Origin of the sequence: Clostridium minihomine, from assembly GCF_900240385.1 — a bacterium.
GTDB classification, from domain to species: domain Bacteria; phylum Bacillota; class Clostridia; order Oscillospirales; family Acutalibacteraceae; genus Faecalispora; species Faecalispora minihomine.
In genome coordinates this window covers 195,447-214,925 of sequence record NZ_OEQH01000001.1, presented here as the reverse complement: position 1 = coordinate 214,925, position 19,479 = coordinate 195,447, and the positions used below count along the sequence as shown (strand labels likewise).

The following is a 19,479-nucleotide window of genomic DNA, read 5'->3' as shown; positions in this document are numbered from 1 at the left end:
CATTTTATGTGATGATTTTAACACAAACAGAAACCAAAATTAAAGGAGCATGCAAACCATGAGCGATACCTGCAACCAGTCCTGCAGCAGCTGCAGCAGTGATTGTTCCCAAAGAACCGCCGAGCCGGCCAGCCTGTTGGAACAGCCGCATCCGCTCAGCCGCATTAAAAAGGTAATCGGTGTTGTCAGCGGCAAAGGCGGCGTAGGAAAATCCTCGGTCACCTCGATGCTGGCAGTGTTGGCAAACCGAATGGGCCTTGCCAGCGGCGTTTTGGACGCGGACATTACCGGCCCCTCTATCCCCAAAATGTTTGGTGTAAGCGAAAAGGCAGTGGCCAATCATCTGGGCATCGTTCCCGTGACCAGCGGCACAGGCGTTAAACTGATGTCTGTGAATCTTCTTTTGGACCACACCACCGATCCGGTATTGTGGAGAGGCCCGATTGTGGGCGGCGTGGTCAAGCAGTTTTGGAAAGATGTGCTTTGGGGCGATGTGGATGTGTTATTTCTGGATATGCCGCCCGGCACCGGCGACGTAGCATTGACGGTATTTCAGTCCATTCCTTTGGACGGGATTATTTTGGTAACTTCCCCGCAGGATCTGGTGTCTATGATTGTGGCCAAAGCAGTCAACATGGCCGAAAAAATGAACATTCCGATTTTAGGCCTGGTGGAAAATCTGTCTTATGTGCAGTGTCCAGACTGCGACAAAAAAATAAAAGTCTTTGGCGAAAGCCACGTGGACGAAATTGCCGAGCAGCACCAGCTTCAGGTTTTAGCCAAACTTCCCATTGATCCGGCCTTGGCTGCCGCCTGCGACAACGGAGACATAGAAGGATATTGCGCTTCTCTGCTGGAACCCACCATTCAACTGGTAATGAGCTGGGAAAAAGCACAAAAAGCATAGCTCTAACATCCACGGGGAAATTTTCTAATAACCAAAAGGGACTGCACACTGTTTTTAGTGTGCAGTCCCTTTCTTGATAGAAACCATAGACTAAATTCGAAAATCAAATTTACAATCGGATGGTGTGGAAGAAAACGTATTTTCTTTTTGAACATGAGCCGGTGCCCCAGAATTTAAATATTGACGATAATATTGATCCTCTGCCGCATTCAGTCTGGTAAGAAAACTTTGTTCCATCGCCTGTTCTTGGGGGGGGGCCACATAATACCAGCTGCCTGCCGCACAGCCCATAACTGTTTGCCCCAACGGGCCGCTTTTTATTTCAAAAGTATCTGGCTGCAAATCCGATCCGGAAAAAACCACGGTTGCACCAGATTGGGACATAACGCGTGCACGTCCCTCATTGGGGTAGGCTCCGATTCCATCCTTAATATTCAAATAATCAATCAAGTTTTTGGGATCCTCTGTATTTTTGGGGGGAAGAATTCGGCCGCGACATCCGCGAAGCTTCTTTTGCAAGAGCTTTTCGATCAGGTGATACCACCGAAACATACTGTGCGGTTGCTTTTTCCGCTATGGATCTTATATTTCGATATTTGCCGTCATTCTGGTCATAGCGTGCCTCTGCCAATGATTTCGCCAGCTTGTCAACAATGCCGTCAAACTCTGCTTCGGTTGGGCGCTTCATTCCTTTATGAGGAATCTTCTCCCAATCCGGCCCACCAAGCCTTTGTAAAAACGAGGAATTCCCGACACTTGCACCCGTCATTTTACCGATGCCAAAACCAGACATACAACAACCACCCTTTCTTTTTTCAAATCCACAATCAATCGATTTGTTTCTTCCAAACCGGATCTTACCGTCTCATCATTTTCTTAGCTCTGAATGATATATCGGCTGAATCACTAAGAGTTTGATATACAGTAATTACCCATTCAAATCACCATCATATCGGTTTTCATAAAACGAAAGAAACCCATTTGGAAGGGCTTGTTGGTTAAGGCAGAATTTTCTCTTTGATTTGTGGCTAACAGCGAATTACCGATTTTTCTGGTATCCCTATGCCTGTTTCTTAAAATAATCGGACAAAATATATGTCTGGAGCAAAACCCAAACCATTCGATACAAAGATTAAACAGAAAATTCGTCCTGTCCCGGTGATAGAAATTCAATAACAAGCCAGTCCAACAGGAAAATCCATCTTCTCAAAAAACGCAAACCCAATGGGAACTCCAACCTCTTTTAAAACCAGATTTTCCTTTGCACTGATGTTCTAACAAACCGCCCCTCACTTCATGCTATCCCCTTGCAGCGGCTTTGAAATGATGCAGTAATCGAATTGACACTGCTGATTTGAATGTGATAAGCTGTTTTTACTTCATAAAACCGTTCTAATTTCAACCAGTAACTTTTAAAATTCATAGAGTTCCTCATTCTAATTGTTAGTTTCTTCTAACCCAAAAAAGAAAGAGGTGCGCCCAATCCAATCCTCTTTGGGCGCACCTAAATTGTTTTTTACATGCTCTTCTATTCCAAACAACTTTTTCTAATTATGGCAACGGCTGAGAAAAACGCACCATCTTGATTACATTTTGGGGATGATTTTCAAAGAGCATCTGTGCGTTATACTGTTCGCGTACCCCATAGTTCGAGAAGATCACCTGTTCCCCGTTAGCGTCCTGCATCCACCCGGTAATAGTTACCCAATGCCAGGTATTCTCTTTCATTTCCGGTGCCCGATGCCGCAGAATCAGCAAAGCCAGCGGATTCTTTTGGGCAATGGATGTTTTGACAAAAGCGAGCCGTTCTTCCCAATTGTTTCGAGAAAACATGGTGTGTGTCTGAAAATTCACTCCTCGATCTGCCGCAAACCGCAAAAAACGATTCGCAAAGCGCCGAGCCACCGGGAATCCTGCCGGCCCCGGCGTCATATAGCGGTATACCGCCTCCATACCGGAAATAAATTCTTCTTTCGAAAATCGATCCGTTTGCCCTTCATACAGACTGGCACAGGCAGAAAACTGGGCACTATAATAGGCAGCCAGATTTGCTCCGGTTACGCTGGCACAGCCAGCCTTCCTCTGAAAAGACCGCAAAAACCATTCCTGATTCCCGCCATATCCTGCTTGTGAACCATTTTCCCAAATGATTGGAAAGGAAAGTTCCTGTGTAACCATAACCTCACACTCCTATCATTCACATCTCAGGCACAACCTGTTTTGTCAGCCAAATCATAGCCAAATTCTCCCTTTTGTACACGAAAAGATAGAAACACAAACCACCTATAATTACATTCCGTTTCTGTCGCTCAAATGGCATCGAACTTGATAGAATGCAGGGCAAATGTACCACGCATATGATGCCATTTCAAACGGCGTTCGGCAAGAAGAAAACATGCATGTCTCGTTTCTTCATAATATGCCGGCGTCTGCAAAGAAGCTTAAATGTAATTTAAATATATATGATTTATATGTTATAGTATCGTTCTCTTGCTATTTTGTCAATAAAAATTTAAAAATTTATTTTAATGTTGCTTTTGCAACATACATCAAATACTTTTACTGTTATACTGCAAATACAATCAAAAAGAAAATTCACTGCTGAGGCAATGACCAGAAAGGATCGATGATGATGGCCGATTATTTCAAAATAACCGACACTATTTATGATATTACAGAAAAATACCCGGAGACCATTGCCCTTCTGGCAGCTCACGGGTTTGAAAACCTGAAAAATGACGCGATGCGCAAAACATTGGGAAGAACCATTTCGCTGGAAATGGCATTGCGCAGCAAAAAAATGAATTCGGAACTCTTTTTAAAGAAAATGATAGATACCATTGAACAAGGGCAGTATGCTGCTTCCACCGGGCTGTCTGCCATGAAAAAAGACACCGGCGCTCAGGTGCGAATTGAGGGCGTGCTCCCCTGCCCCATCCGTCTTCCTCTTTTGGAAAAGCTGGAATCCTGGCTGGGGGAACACAGCGATTTGGCCGCCAATGCGGACTATGACCTGAAAGCCGCCAGCATAGGGCTGGATTCCACCAAAGAAAAGGTGTTGGCCAGCGGCGGCAACCCGGATTCTTTGTCCGACTTATATCTTTCTGCAGGGTTTGACCTGTTCTTCGATAAAACCTTGATGGGGCAATATAAAGATGCGGGTGTATTTAAAGATATTTCGGGACTTTCTCATCTGAACCCTGACTTTGAAAATGACAAAATCAATTTAAAAGATCCTTTGGGTCAGTATACGATTATCGGTGTGGTAGCCGCTGTTATGATGGTCAACACTGCCGCTTTGGGCAATCGTCCTTTCCCCGAAAGCTGGGAAGATTTAATGCGGCCCGAGTTTGAAAACAGCGTGTCTATTCCCGTGCGGGATTTGGACATGTTCAACACGCTGATTCTTCACATTTATCGCTTTTATGGGGAAGAGGGCCTTCGCAAGCTGGGGCGTTCCATGCTGAGCAGCATGCACCCGGCCCAGATGGTGAAATCTCACAAACAGCAGGAACAGATTCCCGCCGTTTCTATTACTCCGTATTTCTTCACCCAAATGATCGACCCCAAAAGCCCCATCATTCCCGTATGGCCCAAGGAAGGCGCCATTATCAGCCCGATTTTTCTCTTGTCCAAAGAAAAATCCAGCGAGCAGGTTAAGCCCTTTGTAGACTTCCTTTTCTCCAAAGACGTGGGCGAGCTGATGTCGCTTAACGGAAAGTTCCCCTCCACAAACCCGATGGTGGACAACCGCCTGCGGAAGGATCAGGGCTTCTTGTGGCTGGGTTGGGACTATATTCACGAACATGATATCGGGGAATTGATTCACACCACAGAAAAAATCTTTTTTGATGCTATGGAGAGGTAACCGTTATGAATCTAACTATTTTTTCGGGTCCTCCCTCTTCGGGAAAGACCTCTGTTATCCTAAAAACTATCGCCTCTTATCAAAGCCGCGGAATCAAAGTGGGGGTCGTCAAATTTGACTGCCTTTATACCGATGATGACATCGCTTATGAAAAAGCAGGCGTGCCTGTAAAGAAAGGGCTTTCGGGAGCCCTGTGTCCCGACCACTTCTTCGCTTCCAACATTGAAGAAATCGTGCGCTGGGGCAATAGTATTGGTCTGGATTTGCTCATCAGCGAATCTGCCGGCCTGTGCAATCGCTGCTCCCCTTATTTAAAAGAAATCAAGGGTGTATGCGTCATCGACAACCTGTCGGGTATTAATACGCCAAAAAAAATCGGCCCGATGCTAAAATCGGCCGACGTGGTGGTAATCACCAAAGGGGACATTGTTTCTCAGGCAGAACGGGAAGTATTCGCCTCGCGGGTCAGCTCAGTGAATCCACGGGCCATCACTTTGCATGTAAATGGGCTGACAGGCCAGGGCGCCTATGAACTGGGTACCTTGCTGTACGATGAATCCCAAAAAGTGGATTCCGTTCAGGGAATGCAGCTGCGCTTCCCCATGCCTGCGGCGCTTTGCTCTTACTGCCTGGGTGAAACCAGAATCGGCGAAGCGTATCAGCTGGGCAATGTGAAAAAAATCGATTTGGGGGTGGGGAAATCATGATGGACTGGAGCATTCAGCGTCTTTTAAAAGAGTCCCCTTTTGTATCTGATTATTTTGAACAGAATAAACTGGATGTTTCCGGTTACGAAAGCATGACCTTCTCCCAGTTTTTAGATCATTTCAGCATACAAGAGCTGGAAGATCAGGCAATTGACAAAGAACGTCTTTTAGCCGATTTACCTGTGTTCCTCCGCCAGATGCAGGAGTTTTTAGGAATGAGCCCTTCTGCTTTGGTTCATTCTCTTACCATCCTGCCGGGGCACGATAAATCAGGCAAGCCCGAGGGCTTTGAACGCCTTACCGTAAACACTTCTCAAATCATCTCTATCGTTGGGCCCACCGGATCCGGAAAAAGCCGCCTTTTGGCGGATATTGAATGGGCAGCACAGGCCGATACGCCCACCGGCCGCAGCATTTTAATCAACGAAGAAGTGCCGGACAACAAGTGGCGTTTTTCTTCCAATAACAAATTGGTTGCCCAGTTATCTCAAAACATGAATTTTGTCATGGATTTGACCGTACAGGATTTCTTACAGCTTCACGCCCAAAGCCGCCTGTGCGAAGATCCGGACACTGTGATTGCCCGCATTATTGAAGAAGCCAACCGTCTGGCCGGCGAACAGTTCCAGATGGATACCCCGGTTACCAGCCTGAGCGGCGGCCAGTCCCGCGCTTTGATGATTGCCGACACCGCCATTTTAAGCGCTTCCCCCATTGTTTTGATTGATGAAATCGAAAACGCCGGTATTGACCGAAAAAAAGCGCTGAAGCTATTGGTGGCAGAGGATAAAATCGTTCTGATGGCTACCCATGACCCACTGCTCGCTTTGATTGCAGATCAGCGAATCGTGATTCAAAACGGCGGCATCCACAAAGTTATTTCTACCAGTGAAGAAGAAAAACAGTTGCTGGAAGAACTGGAAAAAATGGATTCGGTCATTCAAGGCGCCCGCCAAAAACTGCGAAACGGCAACTTTTTGTCCACTGCCGATTTGGCATAACGAAAATGATAACCTCTGTTTTATCGTTTAAATTAGGCAGCGCCAAAATTGCACTGCCTGATTCAAACAGGGCTTCATTCTCCTGATTTTTAAGAGAACCACATCAATGTGGTTCTCTTTTTCTTTTTCCTAATCAAGAATCATAACCGGCTCTCTGGGTTGATTGCTGCAAAAACAGGAGAAAAAGCATCTATTTCTCACTTTCGCCACAATGCAAAATACGCCTTGATGTAGCTTTAAAAAGCCGCTTCAAGACGCATCTGTTTTTATTTTATCTTCCCATTTCCAGTATTGTGAAAAAGGGTCAAAACAGCCTTATCGCTGAAAGGGAATGGAGAAAAACAACGTGGGAACCTTTGCTTCAAAACGAAGGATTTCCCCCGTAACCGGATGCCGCAATTCCAAAATTCCGGCATGCAGCCCCAAGCGGTGAAACGGGTTGGTTTTTGCCCCATATTTTTTATCGCCCACCACAGGACATCCCAGTTCTTTCATATGAACGCGAATCTGGTTCTTCCTGCCGGTTTTCAGGCGGATATCTACCAAAGCATTCCCGGGGGCCATTCCCACCACCTGATAATCGGTAATCGCCTCTTGGCCATCGCCGCTGCGCTCACTGGAATACATGAGCGTGGTTTTTGTTTCTTTCAGCCAGGTGTGAACTCGGCCGCTCAACGGTTGGGGACAACCCTCTACCACAGCGGTGTAGCCCCGGGTGAGCACCAAATCAGCCCATTGTTCCTGCAGGGCATATTTCAGTTCCGGAGTTTTTGCGGCCAGCAGAACGCCAGAGGTATCGCGGTCCAGCCGGTGTACCACAAAGATCCGTTTATCGGGATCATTCTCCCGCACATGTTCTGTCATTAAATGATATGCCGTCCGTTTTTTTTCTTCATCTGTGGCAATCGACAGCAATCCGGCAGGTTTGTTGATTACCAAAAGCTCCTCGTCCTCATACAAAATTTCCAGTCGGCGCCCTCCTCTTTGCAGGGCCTGAGGAGCCCACCTGACCTGTACCGTCTGCCCCGGACGAAGCGGATGGTCATATCGTGCGGCGGGCCGCCCCTCCACCAGCACAGCGCCCCGGGTCAGCAGGGACTTTACATTGTTTCGGGATTTTCCCTTTAAATTTTTCACCAGAAAATCCATCAGCATTGCGGGTTCTTCCACCCGCAGTTCTACCGGTACACATTGCCTCTTTTTTCCTTTTTTCTCTATCCCTGTTCTTTCTATCATAGATCCCCCTTTCATTTGGTAAAGAGCGGCTGAAAACAGCCCGCCCTATCAACGAATAATATGAATGACGTCCTTTCGCTCGGCAGCCCGGGGAGTATCTTTCGGATACCCCAAAGCCAAGGTGCCGAATACCTTGTGGGTTTCTGGAATGTTAAGCTCGGTCAGCAGGGAGCGCACCCGCTGTGTGGGGGGAAGATTCGGCAAATGATTGAGCCAGCAGGAACCAAGGCCCAAGGAATGCGCCGCTAACATCATGTTGCCCAAAGCCAGCGCAGAATCTGCCATAGAGTTCACATTCTTCACTTCATTGGACACAATAAGATAAGTGGGCGCATGAAATAAGAACTCCGAATCCTCGCGTTTGGCTTTTTCAATCAGCCTTACCACATAGGGGTGCGTTTCGGGGCCCGGTGTAACTTCACGCAAAGCCAACCGGATGGTTTCATTTATTTTCCCCAAAACCTGCGGATTTTGCACAGCAGTAAATTTCCAGCTTTGCAGGCCCCTGCCGGAGGGGGCATAGCTGCCGGCCAGCAAAATCAAATCCAAATCCTCTGCCAAAACCTGCTTATCCTGAAAGGAGCGGATGCTCCGTCTGGTGATAATATTCTTCAACACAGCATTCATAGAACCACTTTCTCTCTCTACAAAAGGTTTTTTCTTATTTTACAAGGATTAAAATGCAAAATCTTGCTGATTTTGTAAATTTATTAAATAATAATGTACCCTATTTTAAAAAGGATAAGCCCGAATCCTGTTTATTCCAAAAAATGGTTCTTTTCTTCCCACACATCACTAACCTGCCGAACAGTAAACCGATTCTCAAATCATAACCCTATCCACAATTCCTATCGCTCTATTATGCTGCTGTTTTTAAAGATTTTTACAGTTTCGTTCTCATGGTTTTCATACATTCCTCAAAATCCATCTTTTCATACAGCGCAATTGCGCGTCGGTTTTGACTTAAAACACCGAGCTCCACATAATCAGAGCCCTTTTTTTTTGACCACTGTTTCACTTCTTCTATCAAAATTGTTCCGATACCTTTTTCCTGTTCCAAAGGGTCAACCACCAGATCCGTTAAATAGGTAAAACGATGGGGCACCATACATCGATAAGGCGGTGTCTCTTGCTGCTGAATCAGTGCAAACCCCAGCAGTTTCTAATTTTCTTCCGCCAGCAGCAGATCCGCTTCTTCCGCTTCGATTATCTTTTTTAAAAATGCAATGTCTTGTTCTGCATTTCTAAAATAGTCCGGCTGAAGTTCGGCCATCTTTTGAAAAAGGATTGGATATAAATCATTTACCGAATCAATATCCGCAGCAACCGCTTTTCTGATCTTCATTTTTCTTCCTTTCCGGATTCTGTGTCACGTTTTCATTTTGGAATCAGGACTTATTATAACGAATGAGCATGAAAAAAGATAGCATGGAATTTATGCCCGTTTTAATTTTTTAATTGATTTGAACATTCCCATCAAATCAGGCCGCCTGTCGATAAACAGGCGGCCTGACAAATTCAATGATAAAATAGATGGTTTCAGCTCATTTTTCATGAGCAGGGTTTGGGCTTTTTCAAGATTTTTCTACCGGATAGCAAACCTCGGTCACCAGTTCTTCCGGGTTGTTGGTCTGTGCCGGGCTTACATGATAAATGCAGAACATGGGGCCAGAAAAAACATAACCGTTATCCCGAACCCAATTGGCCACAGCCCGGTTTACCTCGGTCACCTGATCGTAACTTCCCTGATAAATGGCAGAAGCCACTTGCACGGCGGGCACGGTTTGAAACACCACATGTTCTGTGTTTTGGTATTTTCCCTCCACAGCCATTTGAATTTCCACGTCAGGCGTCTGCTCTTTATGCTCTGCATCGTGAAACACAGCCATTGAATAGCAGGGATTTGCATAGCGAAGCTTTTGGGGTGCCGTTTCTGTCATCATCTGCTGCCACAAAGTCCCCTCCTGCTCATAAGCCGGAATCACCTGCCTGACACTTGCCACATACCGCTGTGGTATCTCTTTCAGCGTTACATTGTACTCCATTCCTGTTTCATCCTTTCCCAATCGATTGATGGTGGTTTCCAGAATGCGAAGCTGACGGTTTGTTTTTTCCGCCTGATCCAAAATCTCCGACTTTCGCAGCTGAAGATATTCCCGAAGCGACTGGGGATCCCCATAGACTTTTAAAAGTTCGGTAATCACAGACAAGCCAAAGCCCATCTCTTTCAGTGCCTGAATTCGTGCGGCAAGCGGCAGCTGTGACTCGCTGTAATACCGGTATCCGGTCCATTCATCCACAGTTTGCGGAACAAGCAAACCAATCTCATCATAATGGCGCAGCATACGGATACTGATTCGGGACAGTTTAGAAAAATCACCAATTTTCAGCATAATGATAACCTCACATATCTGTGTGTTTTTGAGCTCCTGTTCAGTATAAAGCATCTCACAGTGAGAGAGTCAATCGCTTAAAAGAGAATAAAACAGAAATCTTTTCAAAGAAAGGTTGTCACGAAATAGAAGATAACACTCTGCACTGGCCAAAAGAAGCGCCCGGGCTTATCTTCTTTCGGCTTTGCGGCGGGTATAACAAACCTCCACCACGCCGTTTTCCTCTTTGCTATCCTGTAACGCCAAGGGAAAACAAGAGCGTCCTTGAGAAAACAAAGGAGTCCCCTCCCCCAAAAGAATCGGCATGATTGTCAGGCGGTACTCGTCAATTAAGTCTTCCTCCATCAGCTGGTGAATCAAATGGGCACCGCCACAAACCCAGATTTTCTTCCCCGGCTGCGCCTTAAAACGGCGTACCCATTGAGAGACATCCCCAGAAAGGAACTGCACGTCTTTTGTATTTTTTATTTGACGATGGGTAAATACATAACATTCCAGCCCCGGATAGGCCCATTCATCTGGGGAAAGCTCTGTGACCACCTGATGATAGGTATTCCACCCCATTAAAACCGTATCCACTTCTTGGATAAACTCCCCATAGCCGTAATCGCCGCCGTACTCTGTTTCATGACCGCCCAGCCATGCCACCCCGCCCTTTGCATCGGCAATATAGCCATCCAAACTCATCGCAATATATAAAACCGTCTTTCTTTCCACTTTGATTTCTTCGCCCCTTCTCGGGATGCTGTTTTTATCATCTGCCCGCTTTCGTTCTCAAAGTTCAGCGATAACGATGCCCTAAAATACATCTAAAGCACAATTGAAACATGCCGCACTCTGCGGTAACATAAATCACTTACAAAAAAGTGTCCCTATATGAAAGTATTATATACCTCCATACAGGGAGCAACAAGCAGTCTTTTATTCCATTTGGTTACTTGGGTTTTCGCCGAGCCGTATTTTGCTCAAGGGCAGCCTGTCGTTTCTCGCACATCCGGCAGAAAAAAGTTCTGAAGCCTTTTTTCACAAGAGGAATCCATCAAAAAATCGGATTGAAGCTTCCCTTCATCCAAATGAAGCACCCGACTGCACACAGCCGTTAAAAACTCATAGTCGTGAGTAACGACAAATATCATTTTTCCTTCTTGTGCCAAGCGAGAAATCAATTGAGACACCCGAATCATACTGTCATAATCCAAACCACTGGTGGGTTCGTCAAAAATTAAGATTTCTTTTTTGCAAATGACACTCACCGCCACGGCAGTGCGCTGTTTTTGCCCGCCGGACAGCGTGTTGGGATGTCGTTTGCGGTAAGGCTCCAGCTCCAGCTGGCGCAAAGTGGAATCGCACAAAGCCGAATCCGGGTTCCGGATTCCCAACATACATTCTTCTTCCACACTTTCGGCAAACAGCTGGTACCCCACGTCCTGCATCACCAAATAAGAAAGCTTTAACCGTTCTTTATCCCCGACCCGCTTTCCCTTCCACCAAAACTCACCTTCATATTGGCGGTGCAAACCACACAAAGTTCTTAAAAAAGTAGATTTCCCCGCGCCGTTATGCCCAATCACACCGATTACCTCACCCGGCGCTGCGCTGACAGAAATCCCCTCCAGAACACATCTGGATTTATGGAACAGGCTAAGGTTTTTGATTTCCAGAACAGGAGCCTTTTGCACGGGTTCCGCTTTTCTTACCGCCAAATCGTCCAGTTCCATAGTGCGAAGCCCCATCCCGGCTCTTTGCTTCTGAGTCAATTGCAGAAACTCTTTCGGCCGGTAAATTCCCGCAATCTTTTTTTCATCCATATAAACAATGCGGTCTACTAAATCTTTTAGATAATAGAGCCGGTGTTCTGCAATCACCACGGTTTTCCCCTGTTCTTTCAGCAGAAACAACGTTCTTTTAAAATCTTCGATGGCATCGGTGTCCAAATTAGAGGATGGCTCATCCATCAAATATACATCTGGATTCATGGCGTAAACCGACGCAAAAGCAATCTTCTGTTTTTCACCGCCGGACAGCTCAAAAATACTGTTGCCCAAAAGGTTGCCAATTTTCAGCTCCTCTGAAATCTGATTGAGCCGCTCCTCCATTTGTTCCCGAGGATACGAAAGGTTTTCCATACCGAAAACGATTTCACTGTCAGTATCCACGTTAAAAAATTGAGTGCGGGGATTTTGAAAAACAGAACCCACTTCCTGCGCAATTTGGCACATAGGGGTTTGCGCGATTTCCATCCCCCCTACCGTCACCTGTCCCTGTAACATTCCCGGATAAAAATGGGGAACCAGCCCATTTATCAAACGGGTGACCGTTGTTTTTCCACAGCCGCTCCTGCCACAGAGCAAAACACATTCCCCCGGCGCAATTGTCAGGCAAAAATTCTCCAGTCCTTCGTCCTTCCCAGACTGGTATTGAAAAGAAACATCTTTCATTGAAATCAATGGGTTCACCCCCTTTACCAAATGACCGCAGCGCCCAAAAGGACTGTGAAAAACAGTGCAAAAGCAGCGTCGGCAAACTGAAACCGCAGCGGTTTCAGGCAAGTCCTTTGCCCCGGATTTTCGATTCCCCGGGTTACCGCCGCTGCGGAAAGCTCGTCTGCAATTTTAGTTGCCGAAAGCAGAAGCGGCACATAAATACATTCCACTGTTAACATAGGACTGCGAAAAAAGCCAGCCAAATCCGGCGACACGCCCCGCATACGCATGGCATCCTTAATCATAGACCATTCTTCTGAAATCATGGGAAAATACCGCAGCATCACCGCAAATGGAATGGTCACACTGCGCGGCATATGAATTCGATTCATGGCCGCCATAAATTCATTGACGCGTGTGGTAGAAACCAGAATGCCGCCCAGCATCACACAAGGGAAGATTTTGCGCATGAAAATGGCAAAAGTGACAATTAAAGTCCCAAGACCATTGAGAAGATATTCGGCACAAACCAACTGTATGATAAGAATCATTCCATAGCCTGCCACCATTTTCAGGGAAAACCGGGTCACGCCGCTCAAAACACCAAACACCAAAATAGCTGCAGTCATTCCAATTTCAAAGGCCAGCGACGGGGTTACCATCACCGTAATATTCCCCACCAAAAGCAAAAACAACTTGGTGCGGGGGTCTATCGAGATTCCTTTGGAAGAAGAACCTGTTTTGAAAACGGGCTTCATTTAAACAACACCCGCTTTTTGAAATTGTTTTTTAAGAAGCTTTTTGCCAAGCAGCGCACTGGCCAAAGCGCACAGCGCCGTGCCCACAATCATGGCCGGCAGCATCCAGCCCTGCATGGTAGAAAGCATGGTGGTCATATAAGAAGGTTCCGTTCCCTTAGCAATCAGGTAATCAGCATACGCTTTTTGATTGATCCAAAGCATCATGTAAGAGCCGATGGGATTTAGGGAAAACACCACATATCCCAAAATGTTCAGCTTGCTGCTCTGGAATTTTCCTGCTCCGGAAATGAGTTCTGCCACCACTGCCAAAATTAAATAAGCGACACACCACATCCAGAACATTCCCGTCACAAACATAATAACTGCCATTACCACACCCAAAATCAGAATCGGGCCGTGTTTCGGAACCTTGGCTACCATCAGCATATAAACCGGCCCGCTGACCAGTGCAATGGCAAGAGGGGTCAAATAAGTAAGCACTGGATTCGGAGCAAACAGCATGCCTCCCACCATGGTTGTTACAAAAAACAGCGCGCAGAAAATGCCCGTTGTAATCAAATCCCGAACCGAAAGTCCCTTTTTCAGCGATTGATATTCCATTTTCATTCTCCTTTTGTTTCGTTGCTTCGGCAAGTTTTTCCACCCATTTTCAGCGCCCGGCCCACATTGACAAGGCATCTGCAAAATGATACAGTATTACTGGTTAGCTAAAACTAACTGATAGTATAGTATAAAGGAAAATGACAGCCCGGCGCAATGTGTTTTGGGGCTTTCTGGCTTATTGAGATAAAAGTTCGTCCAATCCAGTGAAACAGGTGATAAAATGAATGTGGTGGAACAAGCTCGGATTCCTTATCTGCTGAAAAACGGTTTTGAAAAAAAGTGTGCTGTTCCGCAATATAACGCGGAAGGCCAGTGCTTTCAAATCCATCCCGATATCGGAACGGGATATTATTGGATTTACAGCTTTCAAAATCTATTCTCGTTTACCATCCATGATTTCATTCTTCATGATGATTTTTTAATTGACTGCAACATGCCGGAATATCTGAGCATGACTTATTTTGAATCCATCTCGGGAGCCGAGATAAACCCTTATAGGCGATTAAACGGCGACTGCTTGCAGGTATATTGCAGTGCAACCCGGGGATACCACGCCCTGATTCATAAAGAAGTTCCTGTCCGGTCGATCGGAATTGAAATCACACCCGATTATTACGAAACCTACTTACCGGAAAAATACCCCGAGGATTACCGAAACCCCTGCTCTGCTTTTATCAATTGGGATGAAACCGCCGTATTCCCAGAAATGCTTCTTCTCTTGCACCAGGTAAAACAATACCGGGGAACGGGGATGGCTGCCAGGCTATTTTATGAGGGAAAAGCCGCTGAGGCCGTATCTTTGATTGTGGAAAAAACAAAGCTGTGCCCTTCCCGACAAGTAACCCGAATTTCGCAGCTGGATTTTGAACAAATGGAGGCAGTAACGGTTTATATCGACAGCCATTTTTCAATGGATTTAAAACTGGAACAGCTTTGTAAAATAGCCTGCATGGGAAAAACAAAGCTGAAAACAGTCTTTCGCCAAATGCACCATTGCACGATCACCGAATACATTCAGCGATGCAGAATCCGTCAGGCAGAACATTTGCTGACTCACACCGATTTCAGCATCGGGCAAATATCGCAAACCGTTGGATATCGCAGTGCCAGCCGATTTTCCGTGCTGTTTCGCAAAAACACCGGCTTGCATCCTTTTGAATACCGAAAGCTGTCTTGGATTGGAAAATAACAGCTGCCAACAGAAAGAATCCGGGCCATTCCTTTTTGGAATGGCCCGGATTCTTATTTCGTTTCTTCTGGGGTTTGCCATAACCCGCCATGATAACAATAGATTTTCTGGGCGCCGCTTTCTGTTATTTTTTGAAAGGACTGCTTCGCCTGTTCCAAATCCAGCGCAAACTGGGGATTCGCCACAATCAGCCTGCCGTTTTCCAGCACTGCCGCATCCCCAGCCACAATGGTTCGGCCTTCTTCCAAAGAAAAAGAAAGATGCCCCGGGGTATGGCCGGGTGTGGCAATGACTTTGCAACCGCCGCACCAATCCAGAACATCCCCATCCTTAACACAGCAATCCACCGGAACAGTCTTTACGCTTCTTAACAGCTCGCAAAATTTCAGGCCGAATTCTTTTTGTTCCTCGGGCAAAAGCTCCTGCATCTGCTCTGCCTGCACCAATCTCAGTGATTTCTCTGTTCCGGAAATATAGGGTGCTTCCACTTCACTGGCCACTACCTGAACCTGCGGATATTTCTGTTTCAGCGCCCACAAAGCACCCATATGATCGTGATCCTGATGGGTAATTACCACATGGGTCAGTCGATGGCAGTCAAGCCCTTTGTCTTCGATAGCCTGCTCGATCAAAGGTAAAAAACCGATATAGCCGCAATCGATCAAAACCAAGTTTTTTTCATCCTGCAACAAAACCGGATAAATCACGTCATTTACTTCCCCAAACGAAAAAGGGATTTCCAGCATAATAATATTTTTCATTTCATTTATCTCCATTTTTACTTTTAAAGTTTTTAAACGAATGTCTGTTGTTTTGAGCAAAAACCGCTGAATTGCCCCAGTGAGTGTTCTTACCCCGCTGTTATGATACAATCCGGTTGCGTCCTTGTGCTTTGGCCTGATACAACTTGGCATCGGCAACCCGGATGATCTCATCTACATTATTTGATTCGCAGGCGGCGATGCCGCCACTGAACGTCATCCGAATCTGGCTTTGCCCCATCTGTAAATGACTGGCTTCCTCCCGCAGGGCATCCGCCAACTGATAAGCTTCTTCCAATGTTGTATTCGGCATAATCAGCAAAAACTCTTCGCCTCCATACCGCCCCACCACATCTTCGTAACGAATATTTTTCTTTAAAAATTGGGATAGGGTAATCAAAATCTGATTGCCTTCCAAATGCCCATAGGTATCGTTAATTTGTTTGAAAAAATCGATGTCAAAAATTCCGATCGCTAAAGGCTCCCCATCCTTTTTCCATCCGTTCATTTTGTTCTTTAGTGTCTCTACAATATACCGGTGATTGTAAATTCCAGTCAACTCATCTGTTATGGATAAAATCTGCAATTCTTTTGTTCGCCGGCGAACAATCTCTTCCAGATTGGCATTCAGGTATTCCAGTTCATTCTTTTGCCACAGCAACGACTCATAAGATTCTTCAATAGTCTTTGACATTTGATTAAAAGAACAGGTCAGCTCCCCCAGTTCATCGCTGCGGTCGGTTGGAATCTGCGCCCCCCATTTTCCACTGCAAATCTCCAAAACACTGCGATTCAGCATCCGAATGGGATGCAAGATTTTTTTGGCCATTAACACACCCAACACAAATGCCATTGCCAGAAACGCCGCCGCCGTTGCAGTCAGCTTTAAAAACAACATACTGTTGTGCTGGTTATAATCCCCTTTGGGCACCGCAATAATCAAATACCATCTCAGCGCATCTTTATAATAATAACAGCTGATGTCTAAATAATAATTCTCTTCTTCCAACCGGTATTCTTGGGTGTTGTTTTGAAAAGCGCCCTCCTTCTGAATTTGTTCCTGAATCAGATTCCAACTGCCGCTGAGAATGGGGTCTGAAGAATACTGCGCCTGAATCGGCACTAATTCTTCCTGCTGAAAAAGCAAATTTGGCTCTTGAGAGGAAGATGCAATCAGCATTCCACCGGGTTCCACCAAATACGCCTTGCCATTGGGGCTAATCGAAAGAGTGCGCAGATATTCTGAAAAACGCTCCAGCAGAATTTCGGTACCAAAAACCCCCACCACATTTCCTTGCTCGTCCAAAAGAGGCAGTGAATTCGAAATCATCAAGGCAGGCACACTGTTGCCCACATACACATTGGTCCAAAACGCATCCTTCAGCCGTTTGGCCTCTGAATACCAGGGGCGCAAGCGGGGTTCGTAATTTGGCTCTGTTCGGATAAGATGAAGCAAATCCCCATGGCGATCGGCACTGTAAACATACAATTCTCCATCTTTCATGCCCTGCTTCCAAGAAATCGTATACTGATCGTGATATTGCCCAACAGACACCACTCCGCCCACCTCGTTGGCAAAATAGGCAGAATCCACCAGACTATTTTCTGCCACTTCTTTGAGCAGAATATCGGCAAGTTTTTGTTCATCCCAAAGGTCCAACTGCCCTGTACCGGCAATGGCAGTATTCAGCTGATTCAGGCTCTCCTGAATCTTCAGGTAACTATCCAGATTTTCAAAAATACTTTGGCGTACTTTTTGTTCCATATCCACTGCAAAATCTTGTTTTATCGAAGAAAAGAACGAATAACTTTGGATATAAAACACAACCGCTACGGATATTACAGAAACAGTAACGGAAATAATAACCATTGTCCTCAAATGAATGCGGCGAAACGCTTCTAAAATACGACAATACAATAAACTCTCCCCCAAAACAATTGGAATAGTCACAGAAAGGCCCGGCCAAACGGGTGATGTCGCTTAAACATTCAAAGATTTCCCTTAAGGCTTTTAGCAGCAGAAAAACGTGCAGATTTTCCAGGCTTTGCTTCCCGCAAAGACTTTTCTATTCCACTTGTTTGAAACGTGTTCCTGCAAAGCGTTCGCGCCGCAGGTTTTACCCGTTATTCCTGCTATTTTTCACATATGGCCAGACATCGAACAAATTAGAGAGTCTTCATGTAAAAACAAAAATGAGTGGCAAATGTCCTTTTTACCGACAGATTTTCTTTCCTTGGTAAGAAAGGGCTAATGTCTGTAAAGCATACGCTTTTTCATCAATAAAAAATACCTGTTTCGGGTGTCTTATCAAAAAGTTTAACAGACCAGTTATAAATTGACAATATAGCATTGCCCTCGGGATACGTCAAGTAAAAAATAATTAATCTTTTCAAAATTGTTCTTCCGCCGTTAAACCAAAGGGCATTGACTTTTAATTCACCCTTTGATACGCTTTAGTTAGTCAATTCTAACTTATTTTTCTTTTTAGAACAATCAGCAGCTGCAAACCACCTATCTCTTCAAAAACAGCATCGGGAAGGATGAATCCAATGAGCAAACAAATCTGCATGTTAGAAAATAACCGGCAGCTCAGTTATCAAACTTATGGAAACGGCAGCAACACCCTGCTTTTCTTTCACGGACTTGCCGGAAGTTCCTGGCTGGGCCAAGAGTGGATCTCTGCCATCGAAAAGGCAGATGTTCGCTGTATTATTATCGAACGGATCGGTTACGGAGAATCCACACCCATCCCCATGAACAGCGTATCGGAATGGATTCCACTGGTTCAGCAGGCTGCATCACAGCTCCAGTTAAACTCCTTTCAGGTGGTGGGGTGCTCTGCCGGGGCTCCCTATGCCTATGCTACAGCCCTTGCCTTACCGCAGGCCACCCAAAAGATTTGGATTCTGGGCGGAGTTCCCGCCGTATATGAAGATTCTATTTTCCGTCATTACTCCGAAGAGGCTCAAACCGCCTATCAAAACTATGTGGTTGAACCGGTGAGCACCATACAGGAACAATATACCGCTCAACTTACCGCTGCATTACAACAGGCCGATGAAACGGTTCCCCGGCATGTGATTCAAACCTTGCAGGAAATTATCGATCAGAATTGCTTTGGCATGTCACAGGAAAGCAAATTGCAGCGCTTGCCCTGGAAACTGAATCTTTCGGCGATTCATCAGCCCGTTTCACTGCATCACGCTGTTTTGGATGAAATGGTTCCTTTTCATGCCGCAAAAGAAATGCCGACACTGCTTTCTAACGCTGTGTTTCAAGAGATTGACACCACAGATTTAATCCCCGAAGCCAGCCTGCATATTCAAAGTATCTTTAAGGCGTTTCTGGAACTGCTAAAAGAACTGTCATAAATAAAACAAAGTGATCTGGAAAGCCTGATGGACTTTTCAGATCACTTTAGTTTGAGAAACTATTTGAAAAATCGACTTTTCAATCTAGATAATTACCGTAAAAAACAAAGAACGAAAGAGAAGCAAGGGCCCGGCACTTCCTGCCTAACTTCCCCTGCTTCTCTTTTTCGGGATCATAGTTCCCAAATACTTTCGTTATCGGCTAGAGAACGGGTGCGTTCTCATTACTGTACTAAACTTTCTTTCAGATATCATTAA

General features: G+C 45.6%; 21 protein-coding genes. 6 read left to right on the top strand and 15 right to left on the bottom strand.

Annotation, left to right across the window (positions count from 1 at the left end):
* Positions 1–58: 58 nt before the first annotated feature.
* Positions 59–907 (top strand): Mrp/NBP35 family ATP-binding protein, encoded by an 849-nt coding sequence (locus tag C1A02_RS01000; protein ID WP_101696346.1) that lies wholly within the window; start codon positions 59–61, stop codon positions 905–907.
* 90 nt (positions 908–997) lie between these two features.
* On the opposite strand, the gene C1A02_RS00995 is transcribed toward C1A02_RS01000, so the two are convergent.
* From C1A02_RS00995 to C1A02_RS00985, 4 genes are all read right to left on the bottom strand, one after another.
* Positions 998–1,357, bottom strand: a complete 360-nt coding sequence (locus C1A02_RS00995; protein ID WP_101696345.1) for a hypothetical protein — start codon at positions 1,355–1,357, stop codon at positions 998–1,000.
* Positions 1,350–1,700 (bottom strand): hypothetical protein, encoded by a 351-nt coding sequence (locus C1A02_RS00990; RefSeq protein ID WP_101696344.1) that lies wholly within the window; start codon positions 1,698–1,700, stop codon positions 1,350–1,352. The genes C1A02_RS00995 and C1A02_RS00990 overlap by 8 nt, the downstream gene beginning before the upstream one ends.
* Before the next feature lie 501 nt (positions 1,701–2,201).
* On the bottom strand, positions 2,202–2,330 hold the full coding sequence (locus C1A02_RS13810; RefSeq protein WP_279385490.1) for a hypothetical protein: 129 nt from the start codon (positions 2,328–2,330) through the stop codon (positions 2,202–2,204).
* A 128-nt stretch (positions 2,331–2,458) separates the two neighbouring features.
* On the bottom strand, positions 2,459–3,085 hold the full coding sequence (locus tag C1A02_RS00985) for a hypothetical protein (protein ID WP_101696343.1): 627 nt from the start codon (positions 3,083–3,085) through the stop codon (positions 2,459–2,461).
* 454 nt (positions 3,086–3,539) lie between these two features.
* Here C1A02_RS00985 and C1A02_RS00975 point away from each other — a divergent pair, with 454 nt between their 5' ends.
* From C1A02_RS00975 to C1A02_RS00965, 3 genes are read left to right on the top strand one after another with little or no spacing between them, the layout of a single operon-like run.
* A complete protein-coding gene (locus C1A02_RS00975) occupies positions 3,540–4,775 on the top strand; it encodes an ABC transporter substrate-binding protein (RefSeq protein WP_101696341.1) in 1,236 nt (411 codons plus the stop codon).
* A gap of 5 nt (positions 4,776–4,780) precedes the next feature.
* The gene (locus tag C1A02_RS00970; protein ID WP_101696340.1) at positions 4,781–5,482 is read left to right on the top strand and encodes a GTP-binding protein; all 702 of its coding nucleotides are present in this window, start codon (positions 4,781–4,783) and stop codon (positions 5,480–5,482) included.
* Complete coding sequence (locus tag C1A02_RS00965; protein WP_101696339.1) at positions 5,479–6,483, top strand: ATP-binding cassette domain-containing protein; 1,005 nt, start codon at positions 5,479–5,481, stop codon at positions 6,481–6,483. The genes C1A02_RS00970 and C1A02_RS00965 overlap by 4 nt, the downstream gene beginning before the upstream one ends.
* 315 nt (positions 6,484–6,798) lie before the next feature.
* Here C1A02_RS00965 and C1A02_RS00960 read toward each other — a convergent pair whose 3' ends face one another.
* From C1A02_RS00960 to C1A02_RS00925, 9 genes are all read right to left on the bottom strand, one after another.
* Entirely contained in the window at positions 6,799–7,719 is a 921-nt protein-coding gene (locus C1A02_RS00960; RefSeq protein ID WP_101696338.1) for an RluA family pseudouridine synthase, read from the bottom strand.
* Between the two features lie 48 nt (positions 7,720–7,767).
* On the bottom strand, positions 7,768–8,346 hold the full coding sequence (locus tag C1A02_RS00955) for a nitroreductase family protein (protein WP_101696337.1): 579 nt from the start codon (positions 8,344–8,346) through the stop codon (positions 7,768–7,770).
* A gap of 256 nt (positions 8,347–8,602) precedes the next feature.
* Complete coding sequence (locus C1A02_RS13680; RefSeq protein WP_306437203.1) at positions 8,603–8,875, bottom strand: GNAT family N-acetyltransferase; 273 nt, start codon at positions 8,873–8,875, stop codon at positions 8,603–8,605.
* A gap of 6 nt (positions 8,876–8,881) precedes the next feature.
* Complete coding sequence (locus tag C1A02_RS13675) at positions 8,882–9,064, bottom strand: hypothetical protein (protein WP_243577872.1); 183 nt, start codon at positions 9,062–9,064, stop codon at positions 8,882–8,884.
* A gap of 229 nt (positions 9,065–9,293) precedes the next feature.
* Positions 9,294–10,112, bottom strand: a complete 819-nt coding sequence (locus C1A02_RS00945) for a MerR family transcriptional regulator (RefSeq protein WP_101696336.1) — start codon at positions 10,110–10,112, stop codon at positions 9,294–9,296.
* A 168-nt stretch (positions 10,113–10,280) separates the two neighbouring features.
* Positions 10,281–10,829 (bottom strand): dihydrofolate reductase family protein, encoded by a 549-nt coding sequence (locus tag C1A02_RS00940; RefSeq protein WP_243577871.1) that lies wholly within the window; start codon positions 10,827–10,829, stop codon positions 10,281–10,283.
* Positions 10,830–11,077: 248 nt separating this feature from the next.
* The gene (locus C1A02_RS00935; protein WP_101696335.1) at positions 11,078–12,559 is read right to left on the bottom strand and encodes an ABC transporter ATP-binding protein; all 1,482 of its coding nucleotides are present in this window, start codon (positions 12,557–12,559) and stop codon (positions 11,078–11,080) included.
* Positions 12,560–12,573: 14 nt separating this feature from the next.
* Complete coding sequence (locus tag C1A02_RS00930; protein ID WP_101696334.1) at positions 12,574–13,293, bottom strand: energy-coupling factor transporter transmembrane component T family protein; 720 nt, start codon at positions 13,291–13,293, stop codon at positions 12,574–12,576.
* Complete coding sequence (locus C1A02_RS00925; protein WP_207204862.1) at positions 13,294–13,896, bottom strand: MptD family putative ECF transporter S component; 603 nt, start codon at positions 13,894–13,896, stop codon at positions 13,294–13,296.
* 223 nt (positions 13,897–14,119) lie between these two features.
* Here C1A02_RS00925 and C1A02_RS00920 point away from each other — a divergent pair, with 223 nt between their 5' ends.
* Positions 14,120–15,088: a helix-turn-helix transcriptional regulator gene (locus C1A02_RS00920; RefSeq protein WP_101696332.1), complete on the top strand. Its 969-nt coding sequence runs from the start codon at positions 14,120–14,122 to the stop codon at positions 15,086–15,088.
* Positions 15,089–15,141: 53 nt separating this feature from the next.
* Here C1A02_RS00920 and C1A02_RS00915 read toward each other — a convergent pair whose 3' ends face one another.
* Together C1A02_RS00915 and C1A02_RS00910 are read right to left on the bottom strand one after the other, a co-directional pair.
* The gene (locus C1A02_RS00915; RefSeq protein WP_101696858.1) at positions 15,142–15,849 is read right to left on the bottom strand and encodes an MBL fold metallo-hydrolase; all 708 of its coding nucleotides are present in this window, start codon (positions 15,847–15,849) and stop codon (positions 15,142–15,144) included.
* 100 nt (positions 15,850–15,949) lie between these two features.
* Positions 15,950–17,767 (bottom strand): diguanylate cyclase, encoded by a 1,818-nt coding sequence (locus tag C1A02_RS00910; protein ID WP_101696331.1) that lies wholly within the window; start codon positions 17,765–17,767, stop codon positions 15,950–15,952.
* A gap of 632 nt (positions 17,768–18,399) precedes the next feature.
* Here C1A02_RS00910 and C1A02_RS00905 point away from each other — a divergent pair.
* On the top strand, positions 18,400–19,221 hold the full coding sequence (locus C1A02_RS00905; protein WP_164997122.1) for an alpha/beta fold hydrolase: 822 nt from the start codon (positions 18,400–18,402) through the stop codon (positions 19,219–19,221).
* Positions 19,222–19,479 lie beyond the last annotated feature (258 nt).